At 58.6% G+C, this 23,743-nt stretch carries 23 protein-coding genes, 2 tRNA genes and 1 pseudogene; 8 read left to right on the top strand and 18 right to left on the bottom strand.

Translation table 11 applies throughout. The features are described from left to right. Positions 1–46: 46 nt before the first annotated feature. From AC1D2Q_RS13665 to AC1D2Q_RS13645, 5 genes are all read left to right on the top strand, one after another. Complete coding sequence (locus AC1D2Q_RS13665; protein ID WP_192379515.1) at positions 47–817, top strand: 2OG-Fe(II) oxygenase; 771 nt, start codon at positions 47–49, stop codon at positions 815–817. Position 818: 1 nt separating this feature from the next. Continuing rightward, positions 819–1,457: a LysE family translocator gene (locus tag AC1D2Q_RS13660; RefSeq protein ID WP_477813502.1), complete on the top strand. Its 639-nt coding sequence runs from the start codon at positions 819–821 to the stop codon at positions 1,455–1,457. 571 nt (positions 1,458–2,028) lie between these two features. Beyond that, complete coding sequence (locus AC1D2Q_RS13655) at positions 2,029–3,258, top strand: type II and III secretion system protein family protein (protein ID WP_477813501.1); 1,230 nt, start codon at positions 2,029–2,031, stop codon at positions 3,256–3,258. Between the two features lie 122 nt (positions 3,259–3,380). Further along, positions 3,381–4,094 (top strand): tetratricopeptide repeat protein, encoded by a 714-nt coding sequence (locus AC1D2Q_RS13650; RefSeq protein WP_477813500.1) that lies wholly within the window; start codon positions 3,381–3,383, stop codon positions 4,092–4,094. 18 nt (positions 4,095–4,112) lie between these two features. Beyond that, on the top strand, positions 4,113–4,382 hold the full coding sequence (locus AC1D2Q_RS13645) for a DUF3613 domain-containing protein (protein WP_477813499.1): 270 nt from the start codon (positions 4,113–4,115) through the stop codon (positions 4,380–4,382). Between the two features lie 310 nt (positions 4,383–4,692). Here AC1D2Q_RS13645 and AC1D2Q_RS13640 read toward each other — a convergent pair whose 3' ends face one another. The 12 genes from AC1D2Q_RS13640 to AC1D2Q_RS13585 form a co-directional block, all read right to left on the bottom strand. Then, positions 4,693–5,655: a type II secretion system F family protein gene (locus tag AC1D2Q_RS13640; RefSeq protein ID WP_230139502.1), complete on the bottom strand. Its 963-nt coding sequence runs from the start codon at positions 5,653–5,655 to the stop codon at positions 4,693–4,695. A 29-nt stretch (positions 5,656–5,684) separates the two neighbouring features. Beyond that, positions 5,685–6,671: a type II secretion system F family protein gene (locus AC1D2Q_RS13635; protein WP_477813498.1), complete on the bottom strand. Its 987-nt coding sequence runs from the start codon at positions 6,669–6,671 to the stop codon at positions 5,685–5,687. Beyond that, positions 6,668–8,107: a CpaF family protein gene (locus tag AC1D2Q_RS13630; RefSeq protein ID WP_477813497.1), complete on the bottom strand. Its 1,440-nt coding sequence runs from the start codon at positions 8,105–8,107 to the stop codon at positions 6,668–6,670. The genes AC1D2Q_RS13635 and AC1D2Q_RS13630 overlap by 4 nt, the downstream gene beginning before the upstream one ends. A gap of 3 nt (positions 8,108–8,110) precedes the next feature. Continuing rightward, the gene (locus AC1D2Q_RS13625; protein ID WP_428636320.1) at positions 8,111–9,331 is read right to left on the bottom strand and encodes an AAA family ATPase; all 1,221 of its coding nucleotides are present in this window, start codon (positions 9,329–9,331) and stop codon (positions 8,111–8,113) included. After that, positions 9,325–9,819, bottom strand: a complete 495-nt coding sequence (locus tag AC1D2Q_RS13620) for a TadE family protein (protein WP_477813496.1) — start codon at positions 9,817–9,819, stop codon at positions 9,325–9,327. Before AC1D2Q_RS13620 ends, AC1D2Q_RS13625 begins: the two co-directional genes overlap by 7 nt. Then, positions 9,819–10,298, bottom strand: a complete 480-nt coding sequence (locus tag AC1D2Q_RS13615) for a TadE/TadG family type IV pilus assembly protein (RefSeq protein WP_477813495.1) — start codon at positions 10,296–10,298, stop codon at positions 9,819–9,821. The genes AC1D2Q_RS13620 and AC1D2Q_RS13615 overlap by 1 nt, the downstream gene beginning before the upstream one ends. Positions 10,299–10,306: 8 nt before the next feature. Then, positions 10,307–11,647, bottom strand: a complete 1,341-nt coding sequence (locus AC1D2Q_RS13610) for a TadE/TadG family type IV pilus assembly protein (protein WP_477813494.1) — start codon at positions 11,645–11,647, stop codon at positions 10,307–10,309. A 74-nt stretch (positions 11,648–11,721) separates the two neighbouring features. Further along, positions 11,722–12,528, bottom strand: coding sequence for a Flp pilus assembly protein CpaB (gene cpaB / locus AC1D2Q_RS13605; RefSeq protein ID WP_230139508.1), 807 nt, complete (start codon positions 12,526–12,528; stop codon positions 11,722–11,724). A 15-nt stretch (positions 12,529–12,543) separates the two neighbouring features. Then, positions 12,544–13,872, bottom strand: a complete 1,329-nt coding sequence (locus tag AC1D2Q_RS13600) for a P-loop NTPase family protein (protein ID WP_477813493.1) — start codon at positions 13,870–13,872, stop codon at positions 12,544–12,546. A gap of 2 nt (positions 13,873–13,874) precedes the next feature. Next, on the bottom strand, positions 13,875–14,405 hold the full coding sequence (locus tag AC1D2Q_RS13595) for an A24 family peptidase (protein ID WP_305478714.1): 531 nt from the start codon (positions 14,403–14,405) through the stop codon (positions 13,875–13,877). Between the two features lie 27 nt (positions 14,406–14,432). Beyond that, positions 14,433–14,624: a Flp family type IVb pilin gene (locus AC1D2Q_RS13590; RefSeq protein ID WP_305478715.1), complete on the bottom strand. Its 192-nt coding sequence runs from the start codon at positions 14,622–14,624 to the stop codon at positions 14,433–14,435. A 156-nt stretch (positions 14,625–14,780) separates the two neighbouring features. Further along, positions 14,781–14,972, bottom strand: coding sequence for a Flp family type IVb pilin (locus AC1D2Q_RS13585; RefSeq protein WP_305478716.1), 192 nt, complete (start codon positions 14,970–14,972; stop codon positions 14,781–14,783). A gap of 412 nt (positions 14,973–15,384) precedes the next feature. On the opposite strand from AC1D2Q_RS13585, the gene AC1D2Q_RS13580 reads away from it, so the two are divergent. Further along, the gene (locus AC1D2Q_RS13580) at positions 15,385–16,248 is read left to right on the top strand and encodes a helix-turn-helix transcriptional regulator (protein WP_477813492.1); all 864 of its coding nucleotides are present in this window, start codon (positions 15,385–15,387) and stop codon (positions 16,246–16,248) included. 58 nt (positions 16,249–16,306) lie between these two features. Here AC1D2Q_RS13580 and AC1D2Q_RS13575 read toward each other — a convergent pair. Both AC1D2Q_RS13575 and AC1D2Q_RS13570 read right to left on the bottom strand, forming a co-directional pair. Next, positions 16,307–16,382 (bottom strand) — tRNA-Gly (locus tag AC1D2Q_RS13575). Between the two features lie 2 nt (positions 16,383–16,384). Continuing rightward, positions 16,385–16,460: transfer RNA gene (locus AC1D2Q_RS13570), tRNA-Glu, on the bottom strand. A gap of 393 nt (positions 16,461–16,853) precedes the next feature. Between AC1D2Q_RS13570 and AC1D2Q_RS13565 the strand changes: the two genes are divergently transcribed. Further along, the gene (locus AC1D2Q_RS13565) at positions 16,854–17,612 is read left to right on the top strand and encodes a hypothetical protein (protein WP_477813491.1); all 759 of its coding nucleotides are present in this window, start codon (positions 16,854–16,856) and stop codon (positions 17,610–17,612) included. Positions 17,613–17,721: 109 nt separating this feature from the next. Here the strand turns inward: AC1D2Q_RS13565 and AC1D2Q_RS13560 are convergent, their stop codons facing one another. The 4 genes and pseudogenes from AC1D2Q_RS13560 to AC1D2Q_RS13545 all read right to left on the bottom strand — a co-directional run bounded on the left by AC1D2Q_RS13560 (position 17,722) and on the right by AC1D2Q_RS13545 (position 22,259). Next, positions 17,722–18,426, bottom strand: a complete 705-nt coding sequence (locus AC1D2Q_RS13560) for a methyl-accepting chemotaxis protein (RefSeq protein ID WP_477813679.1) — start codon at positions 18,424–18,426, stop codon at positions 17,722–17,724. 204 nt (positions 18,427–18,630) lie between these two features. Beyond that, positions 18,631–19,530, bottom strand: a pseudogene (locus AC1D2Q_RS13555) (HAMP domain-containing protein); the annotation flags it as partial. Between the two features lie 264 nt (positions 19,531–19,794). Beyond that, complete coding sequence (locus AC1D2Q_RS13550; protein WP_477813490.1) at positions 19,795–21,183, bottom strand: aminotransferase-like domain-containing protein; 1,389 nt, start codon at positions 21,181–21,183, stop codon at positions 19,795–19,797. Positions 21,184–21,497: 314 nt separating this feature from the next. Further along, positions 21,498–22,259, bottom strand: a complete 762-nt coding sequence (locus AC1D2Q_RS13545) for an SDR family oxidoreductase (RefSeq protein WP_477813489.1) — start codon at positions 22,257–22,259, stop codon at positions 21,498–21,500. Between the two features lie 235 nt (positions 22,260–22,494). Here AC1D2Q_RS13545 and AC1D2Q_RS13540 point away from each other — a divergent pair, with 235 nt between their 5' ends. Then, positions 22,495–23,499 carry an NADP-dependent oxidoreductase gene (locus tag AC1D2Q_RS13540; protein WP_477813488.1) on the top strand — a complete coding sequence of 335 codons (1,005 nt, stop codon included), beginning with the start codon at positions 22,495–22,497 and terminating at the stop codon, positions 23,497–23,499. Positions 23,500–23,743 lie beyond the last annotated feature (244 nt).

Raw genomic sequence — 23,743 nt, 5'->3', positions numbered from 1 at the left:
CTGCGTTCGCGGGCTCTGTTGACTATCTGATAGATGGACCTAAGACATGATGCTTGACGTCGAGCGTCTCGATGAGACGTGCATAAAAAAACTGGCCAACGAAGAAGTCCTCGCCATCCGCGTCAGAGGCTTGTTGCCTCGGCCACTGGCGATCCAGATCGGCGACAAGATCCTCGCCCCCGGCTTCGAAGGCTACATCAACGCACCGAGCATCGGTCGCATCGGCATGGCGTTTTACGAAGCGGAGAACCAGCCACTGCTGATCGAAGACTATTTCGAGCGCGCCACCAGCAACATTGCCGAGTTGCGCAGCCGTTGTGCGCCCTACTCCTCGCCTGTCGACACCCTGCGCTGCATGCTCGATGAGTCCTGGCCGGCGGGGGCGCACCTGGAAAACCTCTATGGCCGCAAGATGTATGTCGGGCTGTCGCGCGTGGTCAAACCCGGGGTGTGCTTCCTCGCCCATCACGACATTTTCGCCAAGGACGCCCCGGACAGTTTCCAGGCCAGAAGCCTGGAAGCGCAGTTCGCCTGCAACGTTTACCTGAACATGCCGACCGAGGGCGGCGCGTTGCAGATGTGGGACCACGACATTTCCCCGGACCAGTTCGACGAGATGCGTGGCGACAGTTACGGCATCGATCCGGCCTTGCTCGGCCCTCCAACCCTGGAGATTCGCCCTGAGCCGGGTGATTTCATCATGTTCAATTCACGCCGCATGCACTCGGTGACGCCGGGTGTGGACGATCCGCGATTGAGCCTGTCTTTCTTTGTCGGCTACCGCGGCAATGCTTCCCCCCTGACTTTCTGGAGTTGAGATGTTTTCGAATTACCTGGGCGAGTTTCTGGCGCTGGCAACCATCCATTTTCTGGCCGTGGTAGCTCCCGGGCCGGACTTCGCCGTGACCATCCGCCAAAGCGTGCGTTTCGGGCGTTTAGTGGGCATCTGCACGGCGCTGGGCATCGGCGCGGGCATTTCCGTGCATGTGCTGTACACCTTGCTCGGCGTCGGCGCGTTGATGCACACCACGCCTTGGCTACTGACGGTGGCCAAGGTGATCGGGGGAGCCTACATTTTGTACCTCGGTGTGAGCCTGTTGCGCAGCAAACCCAAAGCGACGATTGAAGGCGACAACGGCGCGGCAGCGTCAACTGAGCAGCAGACCTTGTTCAAGGCCTTCAGCACGGGGTTTCTGACCAACGCCACCAATCCCAAGGCTACATTGTTCTTTCTGGCGATCTTCACCACCATCATCAGCGCCTCGACACCGTTGCAGATACAGGCGCTGTACGGCCTGTGGATGTGCTTCGTGAATGCCTTGTGGTTCGTGATCGTGGCCCTGTTCTTTTCCAGCGCCCGGGTGCGACTGCTGTTCATGCGCATGGGGCACTGGTTCGAAAGAACCATGGGGGTGATCCTCATTCTGTTCGCCGGACGCCTGATTCTGTCCATGTAAGCCCCGCCGCCTTAGTTGCCTCGTCGAACCGCATTTTTTGCGGCTCCAACGCCAGCAACATGGCTATCTCCGCACTCTGCCCTGAAAGTTTTGTTTTAAATCGTGGCGCTTTGCTTTGTTTGAACTACCTTCAAACAAGAAGAAGTCATAACGGTTTGAATTTTGACGTTAGGTTCAGAGATCAGATAGCGAATTGGCAAAAGGAGTTACCTCACTATGATCCTGACAGGCGTTTACCGGCGCAGAGCTGTGATTGCCGGTTGCTTTTTAGGGGAGTCAGGTTGGCGGGAAGTGCCGCCTATAACCGCGATGGTTGTCGAGCCTGAGCCTGCCGCTCGGGTCGGCAGCCCAGGTATCTGGATCACTAAAAGCCGTTTTAGAAGGTCGCTCGCTGTTCATTCGGATCAGCGTATTGCACCTGCTTGCGTGTAGCACCAAGGAATATTGCCGGGGGCATTGGTCATTAGTGGTGAGTGCTCTGGCGAGGTTGAGGGTCGACTCAGGCCCCCTGTAGTGATCCGAGGCAACTTGGTTTGCCTTGTAGATGGCCTATTCAGCGAGGATGCACTTAATGAGCTATCGTACCGTGCCCGCTTTCAAGCGAATTATCCATGGCCTGTTCTGGATGGGCCTCAGCGTGGACGCGGCTCAGGCCGCGGCGGCCAATTGTTCGCAGATGGACAGTATGCCGACAACGTTCGAGGTCGGTCAGGGGCTTCAGAGTGAACTGCACACACCGGTTCCGGTGACGCAATTGGCCGTGGGTGACCCGAAAATTGCCGATGTGCAACCCAGCGGCAACAATCCCAGCGCCTTCATACTCACCGGTCTGACACCGGGAGCCACCAGCCTGATGGTCTGGACCTCCTGTTCGAAAACGCCGCGCCAAAGCATGGTGTTCGTCAAGGGCAAGGCTACCTCGGCGCTGACCAGTGCGTCGACCGGACCTTACGAAGACCCGCTGCTGCCAAGCCAGGTGCAAACCGATATTCGCTTCGTTGAAGTCAGCCGGACCAAACTCAAGGAAGCCTCAGCGTCTATTTTCGGCACCCGTGGCAACTTCCTGTTCGGCTCGCCGAGAACCTTGCCCACCATCGGCGGCATTGTCACACCGTCGATACCGGTGGACAACGGCATGTTCAACCTCAATTTTGCTACCGGTAATACCCTGGTAGCGATCAACGCGCTGGAAGGCAGCGGTTTCGCCTATACCCTGGCGCGGCCAAGCCTGGTGGCGCTCAGCGGGCAGAGTGCGAGCTTCCTGGCCGGTGGTGAAGTGCCGATTCCGGTGCCCAGTGCCGGCAGCGATAACATCTCCATCGAGTACAAGGAGTTCGGTATCCGCCTGACCCTGACGCCAACCATCATCGAGAAAAACCGTATTGCACTGAAGGTGGCACCAGAAGTCAGTGAACTGGACTTCACCAACGCCGTGAGCATCGCCGGCACGATAGTTCCGGCGCTGACCGTGCGCCGTACCGACACCAGCATCTCCCTGGCCGACGGCGAAAGCTTCGTCATCAGCGGCCTGATCAGCACTCGCAACAATTCACAAGTGAACAAATTCCCGGGACTGGGCGATATCCCGATTCTGGGCGCGTTCTTCCGCGACAACAGCATCAACCGTGAAGAGCGCGAACTGCTGATGATCGTCACCCCGCATCTGGTCCAGCCCCTGGCTGCCAATGCACAACTGCCGTCATTGCCTGGCGAACAGCTGCGTAATTACGACCCGAACTTCTACCGCATGTTCTTCCTTGAAAATGGTGATTTCGACAGTAAGACCGGGCTCTCGCAATGAACCGGAGCCAGACGCTGAACCGGGCTTTCGCCCTCACTCGTAACGGTGACCTTGAGCACTTGGCGGGCCAGCTGTATTGCCATTGGCCAGGCGTTCAACGTGTTGTAGCCAGAGGACACTCGATGAAAGCAGTCATTGCAATAACGGCGACATTGATGCTCGCAGGTTGTGCCACCAACGGTATTGTTTCGCGACCGGGCAGTTGCGCCAAACCCGCTTCGGAGCAAGAGTTGGCCCTGAACCTGGCCGACAACATGGCCAACGAAGGCCGTTTGTATGCCAGCCTGGCGAACCTGGAAGGTTTGCCCGATGACCTGGTCCAGGTTCGTCTGCGCAAGGCCCGGGTGCTGCGCTTGATGGGGCGTAAAGATGCGGAGCCGTTGTATCAAAGCCTGCTCGGCACCTGTCTGGCCGCAGAAGGGGAACATGGCCTGGGCCAGTTGGCCGCGGCCAAAAATGATAACGCCAGCGCTATCACTCACCTCGAGCGTGCGGTGAAGATGGCCCCCACCGATGACAAGATGCGCAACGACCTGGGGGTCGTCTACCTCAATCAGCGACGGATCCCTGAAGCACGCTTCGAGTTCATGACGGCCATGGAGCTCAAGCAGGCGGATTCACTGGCGGCACTCAACATGGTGACGCTGCTGATCTATCAGGATAACTGGAAGGCGGCTGCCGAACTCGCGAACCGCGCCAGCTTGAGTCCCCAACAAGTCGCAGAGGCTCAAACCCGAGCGGAAAAACTCAAGGCCTCTGCCAAAAAAGCGGTGGCTTCCGAGGGGAATCGCAAGGCTGAGGTAGCCGATGCCTCACCCAGTGCTGCGATCAAGTAGAACGTACGAGGAGTCGAGATGAATACCAAAAGGCTGTTGATTGTGTGCATGGCTTGCCTGTCCACCAGTGCCTGGGCCATTGAGCCGGGTCCCTCCTCGGCGCCGCAAAAGGGCACCGAACAGTGGATGCAGCTACAGATTCGTGGTGTGGTTGCCTCCCCTTTTCGGCAAACCGCATCGGCCACTGAACGTGACCTGTCCTTCCAGCGCTGGCTGAACAGCTTCACCTACCCGATCCCGATGTTCTTTGAGCAAAAAGCTGGGGGGGAAATGGCCACCAGCAAATGAGGCACGTCAATGGATGATCAACCTCTGGCATAGCCCAGAGTAGCCTGGCTAAAAAGCCAGGCTTAATTATGTCTGCAGGAAAGTATTGGCATCTACACAGTTTTCAGTTCTGACCGAATCCCTCTGTAGGAGCGCAATGCTGTTCACTTAAGCAACTTCGGCCGCGACGCATTCTTTGTAACAGATCGCATTACGGCTTAAGTGAACAGCATTGCTGTTGGAACGAGGGGTGTGTAGATCTTGAGAGGGGAAGTACAAGTAAGGCGCGGGTGGCAAGGCCATCGTGCTCGACAGCCTCCGCCCGTTTACTTCACCCGAATGCTTTCATTACCCCGATCAGGGCAGGGCCGATGGCGACCAGAAAGAAACTTGGCCATAGGCAGAAAATCAGCGGAAATATTAGCTTGGTACCGATTTTAGCCCCCGCCTCTTCGGCGGCCTGCGTACGCCGATCACGGAATTCATCGGCATAAATACGCAGGGTGTCGGCCACGCTGGTACCAAAACGAATACTCTGCGCCAACAGGCTGACCAACCCTTGCACGTCATCCAGACCAGTACGCACGGCCAGTTGTTTGAGCGCCTCGGTACTGGTGATGCCCGCGCGGATTTGCGCATTGACCAGGGCCAGCTCTTCAGCCAACTCAACCTGACTGACCGACATCTCTTCAGCCACCCGTTCAATGGTCGTGGGCAGGGCCAGGCCCGACTCCACACAGACCACCATCAGATCCAGCGCATCCGGAAACGCGGCACGCAGCCGACCTTGACGCGCCTGCTTGCGCTTGCTGACATACAGTGCCGGCAGTAGCCATCCGATACCGGCCGCCATGACTACCATCAGCAGCCCCATGCTCAGCGAAACCCTGGGAATCATCGGCAATAGCAACAACGCAAGGCCGACCATCAATAGCGGCAATATCAAACGCACCGCCCAGTACATCTGCACCGCCGAAGAGGAGCGATACCCTGCATGCGTCAACAGAGTCTGGGTAACTGACGTCTGGGCCGACTCAGCCGAGGCAAAGCGCTGGCCGACCCGCTCCAGCAACAGTTGCAGATTACTCGGCGCTTCCTGCCCTGCCGTATTGCCCAAATGGCCACGCTTGATCAGCGCCAGACGGCGCTGCACCGGGTCCTGAAGACCCAGCATCAGCAATATCAGAGCGACGACCGCAAGCACCGTACTCAAACCGATCGCACTAAGGAACAACAGGCGCGCCACCTCCTCATTCCCCGTGACCCGACTGAACAACCCGAGTAAAAAATCCATGACCTGTACCTCCCGGTAGCGAATACCGCTTAAACCTGAATCCGGATGATTTTTCGTATCCAGAAAATCCCGACCAGCATGGCGCAGAAAGCCCCGATGATCAGCTTGTGTCCTATGGGATCATTGAGCAGCACGGGCATGTAGGTGGGGCTTGTGACAACGATCGCGATGGCTAGCACGAAGGGAATGGCCACCAGTATCCAGGCCGACATCCGCCCTTCCGCCGACAGGGTCTTGACCTTGCGCTGAAAGCGAAAGCGTCCACGGATCAGGCGACTCAGACGCTCCAGCACCTCGGTCAGATTACCGCCGGTCTCGCGGTGAATAAGGATCGAAGTCACCAGCATCATCACCGTCATGCTCGGCATCCTCTCCAGCAGGCCGAGCATGGCCCGGCGCACATCGTTGCCATAGTTGATATCGGCGAAGGTCAGGCCGAACTCATGAGCGACCGGCCCCTTGTGCTCCTCGGCGACCAGGCGCAGGGTTTCGTTGAACGGGTGCCCGGCGCGCAAGGCCCGGCACATGGCATCCAGCGCATCCGGCAGGCCTTCCTCAAACGCGTTGAAACGTTTGCTCCGGTCACGAGAAACTTTCAACAGCGGTAACCAGAACGCCCCGAAGCCCGCCAACAGCGCCATCCACCAGACTGTCGAGACCATCCAGATCGAGATGACCGTACAAGCGCCCAGGAACAACCCGAGCAATATCACCCGGTAAGCACGATAGTCATGGCCGGCCTGCTCGATCATCGATGTCAGGTTCGCCATAAAGGGCAATTGTTCAAGCATGGCCTCCAGTGGCGACAGACGCGTCAGGTATTTCTGCCGCAGCACCGTCTGCATGTTGGGCAAATTGTTGGCTTTTTCCAGCACATGCAAACGGCCGCGGATGCGCTTGCGCATCTTGCCGGCCTCGCCGAACACCGGCACCACCACGCCCTGGGACAAGAGGAACACGGCAATAAACACCATGCCGAGGAACATCAGAATGAATTCACTAGGGATATGGCTCATGACTGCCGTGCCTCCATCCATTCAGGCCTGAACATCGTCAGCGGCAACTCGATGCCGCGCTTGGCCAGCACATCACGGAAGGTCGGGATCATGCCGCTGGGGCGATAGTCGCCGAGCACCTCGCCGTTTTCGCCCATGCCTTGACGCGCAAAGGAGAAAATTTCGGTCATGGTGATGATCTCGCCCTCCATGCCGTTGATCTCCTGCACGCTGACCAGCCGGCGCTTGCCATCCTCCTGACGTTCCAGCTGGATCACCACATCAATCGCCGATGCGATCTGCTGCCGCATGGCCTTGATCGGGAAGGTCGCCCCGGTCATCGACACCATGTTCTCGATACGCCCCAATGCATCGCGTGCGGTGTTGGCGTGGATGGTGGTCAACGAGCCGTCGTGGCCGGTATTCATCGCCGTCAGCATGTCCAGCGCCTCGGCGCCACGCACTTCGCCAATCACAATGCGGTCGGGGCGCATCCGCAAACTGTTACGCACCAATTCCCGCTGGCTCACCTCGCCACGCCCCTCGATGTTCGAAGGCCGGGTTTCCAGGCGCACAACATGGGGCTGCTGCAGTTGCAGCTCGGCCGAGTCTTCAATGGTGACGATCCGTTCGTTGTGCGGGATGAAACTGGACAGCACATTGAGCATGGTGGTCTTGCCGCTGCCGGTACCGCCGGAAATCAGCACGTTCAAGCGCCCGCGGACAATTGCCTTGAGCAGCAGCGCAATGGCCGGGGTCAACGTCCCCACCTGAATCAGGCTGTCGGTATTGAGCAGGTCCACCGCAAAGCGGCGAATCGACACGCTCGGGCCGTCGATGGCCAGCGGCGGAATGATCGCGTTGACCCGTGAACCGTCCTTGAGCCGGGCGTCCACCAAGGGCGAGGACTCGTCGATACGCCGCCCCAGGCTGGACACGATGCGGTCGATGATGTTGAGCAAATGCTGATCATCGCGAAAACGCACATCGGTCCGTTGCAGTTTGCCGAAGCGCTCGACATAGACCGAGGCATGGCCATTGACCAGAATGTCGGACACGCTGTGATCGGCCAGCAACGGTTCCAGGGGCCCCAGGCCGAGCACCTCGTCGGTGATCTGCTTGATAATCAGCTGGCGGCTGGTGGTACTCACCGGAGCCGAATGCTCGTCGAGCAGGCGCTGGCAAATATCACGAATCTGCCGCGCGGCCTCGGCATGTTCAAGGGAATCCAGCAAGGACAGGTCCATGACCTTGAGCAATTGCTGGTAGATTTTTTCCCGCCACTCGGCTTCCACCGGGGTGACCTGGCTTCTGGTTTCGTAAAGAACGTCCGGTGTTGCACGCTCCCACGCCATTATTTCCTCCGGATCCAGCAGGTCGTCGCCCAACTGGGCAGATGACGATGAGGCGGGTTTACCGGTCTGTTTGCGCAAGCGGTTACGAAAGTCGCTGATCATGGGTCATCCCCCGAAAAAACGGTTGAAGGCGCGTTTGAGTAAGCCTTTGTTCCCGGCCACCTGTTGACCGACCAGGTCCTCGGTCATGTCGCGCAGGGCGGTAGTGATCGCTGCCCTCGGCGCATGCAGCCCCAACGGCACGCCAGTGTTCTGACTCTGGCTGACCAGGTTGAAGTCGTTGGGTAATTTCGACAGATTGGTGCAGCGCAGTGCCTCGCCGATATCTTTGAGGCTGATCGCTGCTGCCTTGTCAAAGCGGTTGACCACTATCTGCAATTGATCGCCGCGCACGCCCAGGTCGTCGCGAAGAATCCGCACCAGGGAGCTGGCATCGCGCAGATGACTGACGCTCTGTTGCACCACCACGTACACCCGATCCACCTGTTCCAGCACGGAGCCGGTGAGGTGGTCGATTTGCCGCGGCAGGTCGATCACCACCCAGTCATAGCTGGCGCGGGCCAGCTGCAACAGGGTGTCGAGTTGCTCGGGTTGGGCATCCTGCGGCAGGCACAGCTCACCGGCCCGACCACCCAGCACATGCAAGGTCGGGCTGAAGTGGCTGCAAAAACCGCGTAGCGCGACGCTGTCCATGCCATCGATCTGATGCAACACCTCGAGATGGCTGTGCGTCTGCGCCACATCCAGGTAATGCGTCACGCTGCCGAATTGCAGGTCCATGTCCAGCAGCAGGGTACTGCCACCCTTGACGCTGAGCTGTTGAGCCAGGTTGCAGGCCAGCAAGGTTCCGCCGGAGCCACCCTTGGCGCTCATCACGGCGATCAATTTGCCTTCTGTCCCGCTGCCGGTGCGAACCTCCATGACCAGGCGATTCAAGGCGGCAACCAGTTCTGTCTCGGCGATAGGCTCCGGCAGCACGTCCCGGGCGCCGGCCTGCATCGCCAGGCGCATGCCTTCCTGTTCAGTCAGCAGACCGCACACCAACATCGGCGGACGCTCATGGGCCGGACGCTGCAACAGCGCCGCCAGCTCCTCACGCCACAGATGGCTGACGCGCAACAGCAACAGATCGGGCATACGGTCCAAGCCGTAGAGTGGGTCGACATGCCCATTGCTCACCAGGCGAGTGCTCACCTCCAGGCAAGGCATACGCTGGCAGACGCTCTGCAAATCGCGCAAAGAGTTGGCATCACGGCTGCTGATCAGCAACCGGAGCCCGGTCTTGCCGGTCGAGCTGGAAAGCGGGGTGTCCTTGGTATTCAGCATGGTGTGATCTCCCCGGAATCGGAATGACGCCCGAGGCTTTCGCGTGGCAAGGTTGCCCTGAATGCAGGCAGAGTAATGGGCACGCCGAACCCGGGAATAAACAGATTGAAAACGAAGCCTTGCAGACTCAACTGGACATAGCGGATGGCACGAAAACCAGTGGCGCTGACCAGGTCGCCGGGATTGGCCACCACAGCACCGTTAACGTCCAGATAGGTCAGCGTCAGGTTGCTGGTGGCCAGACTCGTGATCAGCTGGCTCGTACCGGCGTCGGTCGCGGCGTTGAAGATCGCCCGCCGCAACACCACTGGATCGCTGATGTTGCACACTGCCGCCAGGCGTGCACCACGCCGCGCGGCTTCATCCAGCGCATTGACCGTGAAGTACAGCCGGCCCATTTCCAGCACGCCGAACAACAGCGTAAACACCAGCATGCCGATGACGGCGAATTCCACGATATACAGGCCGCGCATGTGTTTGCGATTCATCACAGTGCCCTCATGACAGTGGTGGCGACCAGCGGAATGCTCAGCGCAATCGGACTGCCAAAAAATCCCGGAATCGAGCCGGCACAATTGCCGCTGCCAATCACCGGGCAGAAGTTGTAGGTGATGGTGACTCGCACGTGGTCGGTACCCACCGCGGCGACCGCGACGTTTGCGGTCGTCAATCCTGACACCACCGCGGTCCCGGTATTTGCAGGCACACCATAGACCGCCACGTTTTTCGTCTGGGTCACCAGCGTATTGCTCAGAGAGACAGCGCCGAGTGTCGAGTTCCACGCCTGGCTGGCGACAAAACGGTCGGCATCACGGCTGGCCTGCAGCAGAACGTTGTACTGATAAAACATTCGGCCGAATTCGCCGAGGCTCAGCAACAACAGCAGCAGTATCGGCAAGACAAGGGTGAATTCCACCAGTGCCACGCCTTGCTGGGCCTGTGGTCGTTTGAATGCGTGAAGTCTCATGACGCCTCCTACGAGTCCGTGCTCGGAGTGCCGCTGCCATTGATATAGGTTTTGTAGAGCTGGATGATCTGTGGGCCGGAATCGTTTGCCGGTGTAGGGCTGGGCACGTTGTCGCCTTCGCACTCTTTCACAAACTGGCCGAAGATCTGCGAGTCCGTGCCGCCGCCACTCATTGGCTGCACCACGTAATAGCAGCCAAAACCCAGGACGGGGATCGAGGTAGAACCGCCCTGTTTGCCGGTGCAGTTGCCAACCACTATTTTCAGCATCCGGCGCTCGAACACCCCACCGCTCTGACAGCCGCTGCCGGACCCTGCCACACACGCGGCAGTGCTCGTACGCCAGTCGTTGTAGTCAAATATCGCGTCACTGCCCGCAGTGAGATTGCCGCTGCTCGAGACGACGGTCTGCCCCTTGTATTTCATTTGTGGCGGGTTGACCGAGTCGTCGTAAGTGATCGCGGGGTTGCTCGACGTGGTCACCAGGTCTGGCGGATAGTCCGAGGCGCTGACCGGGCCGTTGTAGATCCCGAAGCGCGTATTCAAACCTTGAGAGGTAGGGCCGACCTTGTTACCAGGAGCAGTCTGGACGTTTTGCCCCACGTTGCGACAAACCTCGCCACCTCCTGCCAGGTCATCCCTGACCGTACTGCCGCCCGAGCCAAAATCGAGCAATTGAAAGTTGCCTGGGCCTATAGGGGACGAATTACCGGCAGCCGTCTTCAATACCTGCAAATCACCAAACTTGAATCCCCAGAACATGCCAGCGGCCGGGTCGTATTTAGTCGGGTCACCACAGACCATCAAAGGTGCGAGATCACAAGGGCTGGTAGGGCTAGGTCCAGCAGTGGCGATCGCCGCCACCGCTTTGCTGCCCACGGCACCGAATGCCTGTACGACGCCCCAGAAAAATCCTGTCAGGCTATAGTTCGGTACCGATACCCGAACATATTTGGCATTTGCCGGCCCAGGATAAGAGAACGGGCCATAGACGCTGCTGGAAAGTTCCACCACCGCAAAGGTGCCTGGGTTGCCGGCGACAGCCGTTGCCAATTCGTTGTTGCCCGTGGCATTGGCATTTTGCGTCAACGTATTGAGCGCGGCAGTGCGCGTCGTGCTGGCCATGTTGGCAGCACCTTCCACCTGACTCAGGGTTTTGGCGCCACTCAGGGCGGCGGCATCCACCGCATTCTGTAGGCGCGTTTTGTTCAGCATCAAGTGTCCGCCATCCAGGGCCAACGCCGCCATCATGGCAATCGCCGCCAACGCGAACACCATCAATACGCTCACCGCTCCTTCCTGGCGCCTTGGCGTCGCAGTGAACGGCCGCTGAATACGAAGATTCATCATCAAGCCCTCTTTGCCGATACTGATCCGGATCGGCTCCGCCAATACCTTGGTGCCCAAGCACCCCTACCGCCCTGTCAACGAACTTTCACAACGCTGGTCTGGATCCCGCGGATGATGGTGAGAGCTCCGCCACCGTCGCCACGTGGCACCACGCGTTTTTGCACCGGGGCGGCGGCCACAACCATGGGGGCCGGTGCAACTGGCGCGGCGGTCACGATTTTTTTCTCGGAGTTCAGCGGGTTGCGCAGGGTCAGTTGCAGTTTCCCTTCCGTTTGCGCCGTGACCAGGGTTTCAGCCTCGGCGGTCGTCATCTCCAGCGTCACTGCGCGCACCACCACCGGTTGGGTCTTGTCGGTACCTGCCGTCTGATCCACCGCCAGCACTCGCAAGTTCTCGAGGATGGTCCTGGACACCGCGCTGTTACTGCCGGCACTTGTGGTTTTGGTCGCCAGTACATCGACCCGATTACCTGGCAGGAGGAATCCGCCCACACCGACCACATCATCCACGCGTACCGATATGGCACGTTTGTCTGTGGCAATCAGAGAGGCCAGGGTACTGCCGCCCAAGTGCTCACTCAGACGTGCGCCACGCATGACGTCGCCACGCAAGATGTCGAACGTTGCGATCTTGCCCACGGCCTTGTCGCTGGAATCGAGAGCATCGTCCGGGATCGTGTCCATGGGCATGCGCACGGTCGTGACCTGTTGGGCCTCGACCATCTGCCCGAAGGGAATCTCTACCGTGGCGACCACCACGCTTCGAAGATGGTCATCCGGGGTGGCATTGAGCCGGGCGCTCAGCCAGGAGTCGGCCATCCATGCAGCACCAAGGCCCATGACCAGGGAAACGCCTATCAGGGGAAGAGTACGAGAGCTCATGTCAGTATCTCCGTATCAAAGAAAGTCGAGCTGGACGAAATAGTTGTGCCAGGCCCATTCCAACTCTTGTGGCGACAAGGCCCCGGTACCACCCATATAACGCTGACGGTCGAGGGCCATGTTCAGGAGATCGCGGGGATGGCAAGGCACCAGGGGCATGCCTTCACTTGCATAAAGCCTTTGCAGTACATAACGCAGCAGCAGCGGGTCAAAAGAAATGCCCAGACGCTCGCATTCCTGACGCCAGATCTTTTCGTACTCCTCAGGCTTCAGGTAACCGAACTGCAGCTTGTAGCCAATCCGGCGCAGGAAGGCCTCATCGGCCAGCTCCAGGGGATTGAGGTTGGTGGAGAACACCAGAATCAGATCGAACGGCAGCTCGCAATGCCGACCGCCGCCCAGGTTGAGGAAGTCGCGTTTCTCTTCCATCGGGACGATCCAGCGATTCAACAGCTCGGCGGGGGCCATGCGCTGGCGTCCCATGTCATCGATGATGAACAGACCATTGCTGGCCTTGAGCTGCAAGGCGGCCTGGTACTGACGGGAGAAAGGGTCATAGCGAACGTCCAGCTGTTCCATGCTCAACTCACCGCCCGTAATAACGATCGGGCGTTTGCAGCACAGCAGTCGACGATCGATCCCTTCGTTGAGCATCAGATTGTTCGGTTGACTGTTGTCATCCAGACGCTGATGCACCTGCGGGTCATAGATCTCGATCACCGACTCATTGATCACGATGGCATGCGGCACCCAGATGGCCTCGGCGAACAGACGAATCAGCCGACTGCTGACATAGGTCTTGCCGGTACCTGCGGGGCCATAAATCATGATTGCGCGCCCGGAGTTCAGGGCCACACCCAGTTGATCGAGCATGCCCTCGGTGAGCACTACGCCGGTAAGGGCCTTGTGCATATCGCTCGAGCCGATGCGACCATGGTGAATGGTCTGGATTTTGATCAGGGAACGGTAGGTGCTCACCGGGAAAGGCGCCGCACCGATATAGCCGCTACGCGACAGGGCATCGCGGGCGGCACTGCGACCGCGTTCGGTCAGGCTATAACGCAGCATCTGCCCAGCCGTTTGGCCCATCTGGCCAAGCACTTCGATACGGCCATCCTTGCGCAGGAACGCCAGGACCTCTTCAAGTACAGCACCGGTCAGCGCCAGGCGCTCCACCAGCCGCGGCATGTCCAGCACGCCGGCGTCGTACAAATGCTTGCATACCAACTCACCGAGAAAACTGTCTGTCAGACCCGTCTCGCGGATTGTGCACGGCTGAGGAGCCAGTCGTTGCACCGCTTCCCGATCGCTGGAGTAGGCATCACTATCGACAATGACGTGCATGACTAACCTCCCAATCCACCGGCAACCAGTTGCCAGTAGACGCTGTTCAAAGTGCCTATCAAGATTGCAATCGAATAAGGAAAAGGCTTGCCGGCTACTTCATCCGAAGTTGGCGCCAGATAGGCCTGCGCCCTCAGCATCAGCCAATAGCGCCCGAAGGTCTGACGCAATTGACCGCGCACCAGGACTATCAGAAAACCGCACACGCCACCGGCTATCAGGCTGAATAAGGCAGCCCACAATGCAAAATGAAACGGTAGAAAACTGCCGACCATGGTCATTAACTTGACATCGCCGGCGGCCATGCCACCCGATGCATACATGGGCAAAAACAGCCCAAAACAGATCAGGATGCCCAGTAGACTGTCACCCAATCCACTGATGCCACCTGAATAAGTCTGACCGGCTAATCCCAGGGCAAGGCCCAACAGGACCAGCGCGTTGGGGATACGGTGGCGAAACAGATCGCTCACCACCGCCACGCCCAATAGTCCTAGCAGTAAAACAGTCGACACCAGCAATTCCATGGACACGGCGCGTCTCCCCTACCAGAACTATCGTTAGCAGGCAGCACCTTTGACCGCAGCGCACAGCGCTGTGATTCTGGTGTTCACCTCACCGCCCAAAAGAACGAACATTGCGGCAACAGCTACGGTAATTAACCCCCCGGCCACCGCGTACTCCACAATGGTCAGGCCATCTTCATCTTTGGCGAACTTACTTATCGAAGTTCCGATTGTTTGCAGATTCATTTTGTGTACCTCACTTCAGCGGTCATATGACTCAGAAAGTACATTGGCGGGGGACAGCGCGAAGTCCATTGAGTTGCCCGATTGCTCTATCATCGAAACAGTAACAACCGGTTGTTCCATGGACATCGCCACGTCCCCCCACCGTGAGTGGCCCTATCAGCAGGCAGCACCTTTAACTGCGGCGCACAGCGCTGTGATCCTGGTGTTCACGGCACCGCCCAAAAGAGTGAACATTGCGGCCACAGCTACCGTAATCAGTCCGCCGGCTACCGCGTATTCCACAATGGTCAGGCCATCTTCATCTTTGGCGAACTTCACTACCGAAGCCTTGATTGCTTGAATGATCATTTTGCCCACCTCACTCGAATGTTGTTTTTTCCGGAAGGCAGTACGTTCTGCACTGCCTGATGCAACCCTAGTCAGGAGCAAGGCATGGGCGTTAGGAAGATTTTGCACATCACTAGGACTTTTTTGCGGGCGCTGCCAAGTGCAGTCATTGGCCAGTGCAGAAGTAGCAGGAGGGGTAAAACAAGGGATGGCTCGCGAATACCGCTGACTTCGATTTACAAGCGACGAGCGGCTGACACCTGGTGCGTCGACTACACGCCAACAGACAGTTGCCCAGGACTGACTTCCAGGCAACGCATAGAGCGGATAGACCTAAAGCTCATCTTTTTTATCAGTATTTAATCTGCAAAGTGATAGCACGTTAGCAATACTACTCAGCGAAGAGGGGCCCGTAGAACCGCAGAGTAGAGACATGACGTCCAACATGACCAGAAGGCCATCGCTGCTATGGTTCGATCTGACTCACGATCGTTCCACGAAGGAACTCATCGCGCAGTTCGAGGACACTTGCGACTGCAAACTGGCGAAAAATTCCGGGCTGCCCAGCGGGGAACAGGCAGACATGATCTGCATCCATTTCGATCGCCCCGACACTCCCGGCTTGAGGTTGTTGCTGGAGATCAAACGCACCACCCCTACCATCCCGATTACCATGTTCACCGTGCAGCACTCAGAAGAACTGGCCGTCTGGGCGATGCGCTCCAGTGTCTGGGAATACATGGTGCTCCCGCTCACCAACGCCGAGAGGAAGCGCTACCTGACGGCACTGATGCAGCTCTGCGAATTGCGCCGCAATGCCGGTCAGGACAAGACATTGCTGATCGACCACTCGCCCACTCTGCCAGATAGCATCCGCCTGACCTCCGGGCACCAAAAACACCAGGCGCTGAGCCATATCATGCTGTACATCGACCAGCACTTTCGGGACAGCATCGATCAGAGGGAGTTGGCCAAGCGCTGCGGCATGACGACTTTTCGTTTCAGCCGTCTGTTCAAGGAAGCCAATGGCGTCGGTTTCACCGATTACATCCTGGACAAGCGCATGAGTTTCGCCAAACAACTGCTGGACAACAGCCAGATGCCGATTACCAGCATCGGCTATGAGGCCGGCTTCAAGGATCCTTCCTACTTCGCCCGCGCCTTCAAGCAGTTCGTCAACTGCACGCCCAGCGAATACCGTTTGGCCAGCCAACTTAGAGCGGTAGCAGCGCAACCGCCACTGGAAGATACAACCATTGAAGCACTCGAAAGCCTGGTGCAGAGCCTTGGAAGTTGAGGCAGGTTTTTTTACGCGCAAAAAAAACGCCGCTCAAATGAGCGGCGTTTTTTGAATTTGGAGCGGGAAACGAGACTCGAACTCGCGACCCCGACCTTGGCAAGGTCGTGCTCTACCAACTGAGCTATTCCCGCATTGGCGTCCCCTAGGGGACTCGAACCCCTGTTACCGCCGTGAAAGGGCGGTGTCCTAGGCCACTAGACGAAGGGGACACACGTACAACATTCACTCCCTACCGCGTTTCGCTGTGTGCTTTACGCTGTAAGTGGCGCGCATTCTATGGATGGATTGAGGGGTCGTCAACCCCCAGATATAAATTTATTTAAATCAATGACTTCGCCCTGCTTTTGGCAGCGATTCAGGCTTTTGTGTCACCTGACCTTTGGCGCCTATATTCTGGCATCCACCAAGACGCTATAGTCCATGCCGAGATGATGGCAATGTGCGCCTCGCACGCTATTTACTTATAGAAGCGGCATTGCGGCCGATATAAGAAGAGCTATAGCCGATTCACTCGTCGAGCGGCCCTATGCGCCCATATGCCAAGCCACTACACTCGACTCGCACGCGAACCCTATAAAGAGGTCTTACCGGTGACACCACTCATGATCACCCTGCTAGTCGTAGCCGGGATCGCACTATTGATCGCCATTGGCTACATGAACCATGTGGTGGAAAACAATAAGCTGGAAAAAGCCCGCACCAAGGTTGAACTCAACGACCGCCTGCGTCGCTGCGGCGAAATCACCGAGACCTTTCCCGGTCAGTTCATGACACCCGCGCTCAAGTTGCTATTGACCCGTCTGGAACTGAACGTCTGCCAGCGCCTGCTCAACCTGGAAAAAACCAGCCCCACGCTCAAGCCACGGATTACCGAGCTCAGTGCCTTGGTTGGCCAAGGCGAATCGATCCCGGTCAACAACCCGCCGGCACCGATCCAGACCGAAGCCAAGGCCAAAGACGTGCGCTTCCTGCTCGAAGCCCTGCATGGCCAGATCACCCGTGCCGCACAGGACGGCTACCTGCCGACCAACGAAGCCAAGCACTGGATCCGCGAGGTCCGCCACATCCTGGTCCTGCTGCACATCGAGTTCTTCAACAACCTCGGCCAGCATGCCCTGCAACAAAACCAGCCAGGCCAGGCCCGACTGGCCTTCGAACGCGGCGTGCAATACCTGCGTAAACAGCCGGAGCCCCAGGTCTACAGCGAACAACTCGAGTACCTGGAGAAACTCCTGGCTCGCGCCAACGATCAGGTCATGGACAAGATCGCCCCGGTTGAAGGCGAAGTGAACCAACTGACTGAAGGGCTCAAAGACGTCGAGGCTGATGCCGACTGGAAGAAGAAAGTGATCTACGACTGATCATGCAAATGCTGAAAAGCCACCGGGTCAGGTGGCTTTTTTTTGCGTTGGGATTGATGGCCGCCGAATCAATGGATCATCCGGACGCAGCCCGAGCCTTCAGCAGCTGCTACAGCTTGAAATGCCCCACCATCCCCCTCAACTCACTTCCCAACTGCGCCAGCTCGATACTCGACGCCGCATTGCCCTGCATCGCCAACGAAGACTGATCCGCACTGGCGCGAATGCTCGTGACGCTGCGATTGATCTCCTCGGCCACCGAGCTCTGCTCCTCCGCAGCCGCCGCAATCTGCTGGTTCATCTGCTGAATCAGCGACACCGCCGCCGCAATACTCCCCAACGCACTTTCGGTCTGCAACGCATCGCTTACCGCCAGTTTCACCAACTCGCCACTGCTCTGAATCTGCTGCACCGACGACTGCGCTGCCGAGCGCAAGGCACTGACCAGACGTTCGATTTCCTCGGTCGATTGCTGGGTTCGCCTGGCCAGCGCCCGAACCTCATCGGCCACCACCGCAAAGCCCCTGCCCTGCTCACCGGCCCGCGCCGCCTCGATGGCCGCATTGAGCGCCAACAGGTTGGTCTGCTCGGCAACGCTTTTGATCACGCTGAGCACCGTGCCGATGTTCTGGATTTCTGCACTGAGACTTTCGATGCTGGAGCTGGCCGAGGTGGCCGAGTCCGCCAGTAGCTCGATCCGCGCCATGCTCTGGCGCACCACCTGCTGACCGCTTTCGACCTTGCCGTCGGCCGTCTGCGCCGCCTGGGCGGCCTCCTCCGCATTACGTGCGACGTCATGCACCGTGGCGGTCATCTGGTTCATCGCGGTGGCGACCTGCTCGGTTTCTTCTTTCTGGCTGCTGACTTCAAGGTTGGTCTGCTCGGTCACCGCCGACAGCGATTGCGCAGAGCTTGCCAGCTGTTCGATACCAGCCTGTAAACCACTGACGATGCTGCTGAGCCCCGCGCCCATTTGCTGCATGGCTTGCATCAACTGGCCGATCTCGTCACGGCGGGTCACCTCAATCGTCGCGCTCAAATCCCCCGCGGCGATCTGCTGGGCGACACGGATCACACTGCGCAACGGTGCGACGATCAATCGGGTAATCACCCACGCGGCAATCAGCCCGACCAGCAAGGCCAGCGCCGAGGAACCGATGATCAACAGCGAGTTCTTTTTCAGCTCTGCCTGCATCGACCGGTCTTCGGCAGCGTAAGCCTGATCCACCCGCTCTACCACTTGCGCGGCGCGCTGGTGGAGTTGCTCGGAGACAGTCTTTTCCTGCGCCAACAGGCCGGTGTACTCGGCGAGTTTTTCAGTGAAACTGCCGATATGACCGGACACTTCATTGAGGACCGTCTGGTAACCCTCATCCTTTACCGTGGCTTTCAACTGCTCGGCCTGGGCCAGCGCCTGGTCGGCTTGCTCGATCTTGCCTTGCCCGGCACTGTCGTCGCCCTTGCGGCTCTGATCCAGGCGTACGTGCGCTTCGTTCATGGCCTGCAACATCAGTCGCGAGACCTGGCTGACCTGATTCGCCTGCTCGATGAATTGCGCGCCGTCCTTGCCCTCGGATTCCTTCAAGGCATAGGCGCCATCATCGCTAAGCCCGGCCTGCAGCACATCCAGGTTATTGGCCACGCTGGACACCGACCAACTGGCCATTTCCAGTGCCAGGTCCTTGGCCTGACTCAGCGAGACGAACTCGTCAAAGGCCTTGCGATAAGCCCCCAGAGACTGTTCGACGTCATTCATGACCGGCACGTTGGCCGCGGACTGTGCCTTGAGCTCGGTCGCCAGCGCGATCAGCGCGTCCACCCCCGCATGCAAGGCATCCACGATTTTCGGGTCGCCGCGCAAGGCGTACTCCTGCTCAAGCAGACGCACCTTGAGCAAACCGCTGTTGAGCGACGACATCTGCTTGAGCCCGTCGAAGCGATGACTGATGGTTTGCAGGGACCATACGCCAATGGCCGCCACCAGGGCTGTCAACAGCAGCACCAGTACAAACCCGACACCCAGTTTTTTCGCCATACCGAGGTTGGCAAAACGTCCTTGCACGGCCGAAATCATTGCGCTTAGTCCCCTGCCATTGTCTGTGGATGCAGATTCGCAACGGGCTTGTGCCAACACAAGTCTCTGGCGTCTGAATAATGGCCAAAAGCTACGCCAGCGTCGTTTTCAGAACGCTTGAGGTCGATCCCGGGCCGTAGCCTGAAAAAATGCCCGAGCACGAGGATCACAGGCATAGGCAACGTTGATGCGCTGCCAGTCATGAGCCTGGCCGGTGGGGCTGAATGCCGTTGCGCAAGACAGCAGGATGCCGAAGCGTCGCGCCTGAACCTGCACCTGAACGGCGTCGGACTTGCGCGATCGTGCCCAGATGAACAGGCCACCTGCGGGTTTGCCGAAAACCTCCCAGTCCGCGTCTTCAAGCACCTGCAAGGCCGCGTCCCTGTCGGTGCTTAAACGCTGGCGCTGGCGCTGCACCAATTTGCGATAGGCGCCACTGGCCAATAGACAAGCCAACACTGACTCGCAAAACCGCGAAGCGCCCATGCTGCTGATCATCTTGACCTTGGCCAGTCGCGAAATGACGTCGGCACCCGCCACGACAAAACCGACCCGCAACGAACTGCTGAGGGTTTTGGAGTAGCTGCCGACGTAGATCACGTTGTCATCGATACCCAGTGCCGCAAGACGCGTACCGGGACCGCGGTGCAAATCCGCATAGACGTCGTCTTCGATCACCAGCACGCCATGCTTTCTGGCCAGCTGCAGAACCTGCCGAGCCACGCCCAAGGTCAAACTGCTGCCGGTGGGGTTGTGATAAAAACTGTTGATGAACAAGCCACGGGGCTTGTACTTCAGCAACAGTGACTGAAGTGCTTCAGTGTCGGGTCCGTGAGGTGTTCGTGGGACTTCGATCATGCTGACCCCATGCAGCCTGAGCAGATCGAACAGCATCGAATAACCGGGGTTCTCCACCACCACGCAATCGCCCGGTTTGAACAACGTGCGCACGATCAGGTCGAGCCCATGACTGGCACCTGCCGTGGTGAGGATTCGACTTTCATCCACCGCGATATCCAGCTGTTTCAGCCGCTTGAGGATCTGTTGGCGCAGGGCAAGCAGGCCCAGCGGTGTGCTGTAGTTGAACAAACCGGCCATGTCGGTGCGGCTGACCTGGCGTATGGCATAGCTCAGGTCGTCAGTCTCGCGCCAGCTTTCGGGTAATCCGCCGCAACCCAGCTTCAGTTCACCCGCGACGCCACTCTGCTGCTCAACCCCCTCGAACCAGGAAAAATCCCGTTGCCCGTGAGCGGCAAGCGCCGTTGCCGCGACAAAGAAACCCGCCCCGCTACGCGTGGCCAGTACCCCTTGAGCGACTAACCGTTCACAGGCCTCGACAACACTGGATTGGCTGAGCAGATTGATCCGCGCGATTTGCCGCACGGAAGGCAAACGCGTCCCCGGCGACACCTCGCCACGATGGAGCCAGTCGGCCATCGCGTCGACGATTTGCTGCACGACCGGCACCAATGCCTGTCGATCGATTCTCAACTCCATGAGCAAGCAAACTCCTGTCTGTTTTGCGGAAAACAGTTAATCACAGGAGGGCTCGACAAGATGTGCGACAAAACCGCCAAAACCGTCGGTTCTAACCATTTGAAACACAATGCCCGATGTTTTCAGGGAACCGATGGCAGTGTGCGCAATACTGAGAAACCTGTGGCGAGCGAGCTTGCTCCGGGCGGCGTTCCGACGCTGGGCTGCGTAGCGGCCCCAATAATCTGGCAACCATTGCCAATTTTTGTGAGTGCTGCGCACTCAAGCGGGAGCAAGCTCCCTCGCCACAAAAGCAGGTATATCCGAATGCCTGATTAAAACGCCGTAACCCCACCATCCACCGCCAGCGAATGACCGGTGGTGAACGCCGCGCCGTCGCTGCACAGGTACAGCACCGCGCTGGCAATCTCCTCGACCTTGCCGATACGTCCGACAGGGTGCATGGCATTGGCGAACTCGCCCTTCTTCGGGTCCGTTTCATAGGCACGACGGAACATGTCGGTGTCGATCACCGCAGGGCACACGGCATTCACGCGAATCTTTTTCTTGGCGTATTCGATGGCCGCTGACTTGGTCAGGCCGATCACCGCATGTTTCGAGGCGGCGTAGATGCTCATCTTCGGCGCAGCCCCCAGGCCGGCGACCGAAGCGGTATTGACGATCGCGCCGCCACCCTGGGCTAGCAGCAATGGCAACTGATACTTCATGCACAACCAGACACCTTTGACGTTGACGCCCATGATCGCGTCGAACTCATCGAGCGTGCCCTCGGCCAGTTTGCCTTTCTCGATTTCGATGCCGGCATTGTTGAAGGCATAGTCGAGACGGCCGTAGGTATTCACGACCTCGTCCATCAGATTTTTTACATCGCTTTCCACAGTGACATTGCAGCGCACGAAGGTCGCTTCACCGCCGGCGGCGCGAATCAGCGCCACAGTGCCTTCACCACCGGCCACGTCCAGATCGGCCACCACCACTTTCAACCCTTCGGCGGCGAACGCCAAAGCGGTGGCGCGGCCAATCCCATTGGCCGCGCCCGTCACAACGGCGACCTGGCCGGAAAACGTCATGCTCATTGTTATGTCCTCGAAGAGAAGAATGTGGGGAGTCACGTGTTTTCAGTTAGCCACAGCGCCCTGTGACACGGCAGCACTATCAGAAGGCCGGTTGGGCGCCCATGAGTGGCAGTGATGGAACTGCCGCCCTGACTATCACTGCACTGGATCGATGTGCATTCGCCGTGTCAGCCAACCTTGCAGCATCGTCCATGAAGGTCTATCAACAAGACTTCATTCACCTTGAGTGCCTGCCATGACTACCCAGACCAATCGCCAATTCCTGCTCGCCAAACGTCCCGTGGGGCCAGCTACCCGCGAGACGTTCACCTATCAAGAAGTACCGGTCGGCGAGCCTGCGGCAGGTCAGATCCTGGTCAAGAACGAATACCTGTCCCTGGACCCGGCCATGCGTGGCTGGATGAACGAGGGCAAGTCCTACATCCCGCCGGTCGGCATTGGCGAAGTCATGCGCGCATTGGGCGTAGGCAAAGTCATCGCCTCGAACAATCCGGGCTTTGCCGTGGGGGACTACGTCAACGGTGCCTTGGGTGTACAGGATTACTTCCTTGGCGAGCCACGAGGTTTCTACAAGGTCGATCCGAAACTGGCGCCGCTGCCGCGTTATTTATCCGCGCTGGGCATGACCGGAATGACCGCCTACTTCGCCCTGCTCGATGTCGGCGCGCCGAAAGCCGGTGACACCGTGGTGTTGTCGGGTGCGGCCGGCGCGGTGGGCAGCATTGCCGGGCAAATCGCCAAGATCAAAGGTTGCCGGGTGGTCGGCATCGCCGGCGGCGCGGACAAGTGCAAGTTCCTGATCGATGAGCTGGGTTTTGACGGTGCCATCGACTACAAGAAGGAAGACGTCACCGCCGGCCTCAAGCGTGAGTGTCCGAAAGGCGTCGACGTGTATTTCGATAACGTCGGCGGCGATATTCTCGACGCCGTGCTGAGCCGCCTGAACACGAAGGCACGGGTGGTGATTTGCGGTGCCATCAGCCAGTACAACAACAAGGAAGCGGTCAAAGGCCCGGCCAATTACCTGGCGTTGCTGGTCAACCGCGCGCGGATGGAAGGCTTCGTGGTGATGGATTACGCCGCGCAGTTCGCCGCTGCCGGGCAGGAAATGGCCGGCTGGATGGCCAAGGGGCAGCTCAAGAGCAAGGAAGACATCGTCGAGGGACTGGAAACATTCCCGGAGACGCTGATGAAGTTGTTCAGCGGCGAGAATTTCGGGAAGTTGGTGTTGAAGGTTTGAAGCGGTAGATCAAAAGATCGCAGGCCGCGCCAGCTCCTTGTATGTTGGCCGAACACCCGGCGAGAGCAGCTAAGCTCCTCGGTGTTGTCTCAAAGATGTGTTTCTGGGGGAGGCCGACCGCTCCTGAAGGCAGGACTTGCTCCTGACCTTGTCTGTAGAGAGGCTCCCCCGCCTCATTGCCCACCACGAAGAGTATCGAGAAGCCGACAAGTCGGACTTCGCATTACAAGGTTGCAGGTTGCAG

It is taken from the genome of Pseudomonas sp. P1_A1, assembly GCF_056406935.1.
The sequence above is the reverse complement of the archived record's forward strand: the minus strand, read 5'-3'. Positions and strand labels throughout refer to the sequence as shown.

Coding starts and splice junctions, on each gene's coding strand:
- AC1D2Q_RS13665 (WP_192379515.1), top strand. CDS start 47: ATGATGCTTGACGTCGAGCGTCTCGATGAGACGTGCATAAAAAAACTG.
- AC1D2Q_RS13660 (WP_477813502.1), top strand. CDS start 819: ATGTTTTCGAATTACCTGGGCGAGTTTCTGGCGCTGGCAACCATCCAT.
- AC1D2Q_RS13655 (WP_477813501.1), top strand. CDS start 2,029: ATGAGCTATCGTACCGTGCCCGCTTTCAAGCGAATTATCCATGGCCTG.
- AC1D2Q_RS13650 (WP_477813500.1), top strand. CDS start 3,381: ATGAAAGCAGTCATTGCAATAACGGCGACATTGATGCTCGCAGGTTGT.
- AC1D2Q_RS13645 (WP_477813499.1), top strand. CDS start 4,113: ATGAATACCAAAAGGCTGTTGATTGTGTGCATGGCTTGCCTGTCCACC.
- AC1D2Q_RS13640 (WP_230139502.1), bottom strand. CDS start 5,655: ATGGATTTTTTACTCGGGTTGTTCAGTCGGGTCACGGGGAATGAGGAG.
- AC1D2Q_RS13635 (WP_477813498.1), bottom strand. CDS start 6,671: ATGAGCCATATCCCTAGTGAATTCATTCTGATGTTCCTCGGCATGGTG.
- AC1D2Q_RS13630 (WP_477813497.1), bottom strand. CDS start 8,107: ATGATCAGCGACTTTCGTAACCGCTTGCGCAAACAGACCGGTAAACCC.
- AC1D2Q_RS13625 (WP_428636320.1), bottom strand. CDS start 9,331: ATGCTGAATACCAAGGACACCCCGCTTTCCAGCTCGACCGGCAAGACC.
- AC1D2Q_RS13620 (WP_477813496.1), bottom strand. CDS start 9,819: ATGAATCGCAAACACATGCGCGGCCTGTATATCGTGGAATTCGCCGTC.
- AC1D2Q_RS13615 (WP_477813495.1), bottom strand. CDS start 10,298: ATGAGACTTCACGCATTCAAACGACCACAGGCCCAGCAAGGCGTGGCA.
- AC1D2Q_RS13610 (WP_477813494.1), bottom strand. CDS start 11,647: ATGATGAATCTTCGTATTCAGCGGCCGTTCACTGCGACGCCAAGGCGC.
- cpaB (WP_230139508.1), bottom strand. CDS start 12,528: ATGAGCTCTCGTACTCTTCCCCTGATAGGCGTTTCCCTGGTCATGGGC.
- AC1D2Q_RS13600 (WP_477813493.1), bottom strand. CDS start 13,872: ATGCACGTCATTGTCGATAGTGATGCCTACTCCAGCGATCGGGAAGCG.
- AC1D2Q_RS13590 (WP_305478715.1), bottom strand. CDS start 14,624: ATGAATCTGCAAACAATCGGAACTTCGATAAGTAAGTTCGCCAAAGAT.
- AC1D2Q_RS13585 (WP_305478716.1), bottom strand. CDS start 14,972: ATGATCATTCAAGCAATCAAGGCTTCGGTAGTGAAGTTCGCCAAAGAT.
- AC1D2Q_RS13580 (WP_477813492.1), top strand. CDS start 15,385: ATGACGTCCAACATGACCAGAAGGCCATCGCTGCTATGGTTCGATCTG.
- AC1D2Q_RS13565 (WP_477813491.1), top strand. CDS start 16,854: ATGATCACCCTGCTAGTCGTAGCCGGGATCGCACTATTGATCGCCATT.
- AC1D2Q_RS13560 (WP_477813679.1), bottom strand. CDS start 18,426: ATGACCGCCACGGTGCATGACGTCGCACGTAATGCGGAGGAGGCCGCC.
- AC1D2Q_RS13550 (WP_477813490.1), bottom strand. CDS start 21,183: ATGGAGTTGAGAATCGATCGACAGGCATTGGTGCCGGTCGTGCAGCAA.
- AC1D2Q_RS13545 (WP_477813489.1), bottom strand. CDS start 22,259: ATGAGCATGACGTTTTCCGGCCAGGTCGCCGTTGTGACGGGCGCGGCC.
- AC1D2Q_RS13540 (WP_477813488.1), top strand. CDS start 22,495: ATGACTACCCAGACCAATCGCCAATTCCTGCTCGCCAAACGTCCCGTG.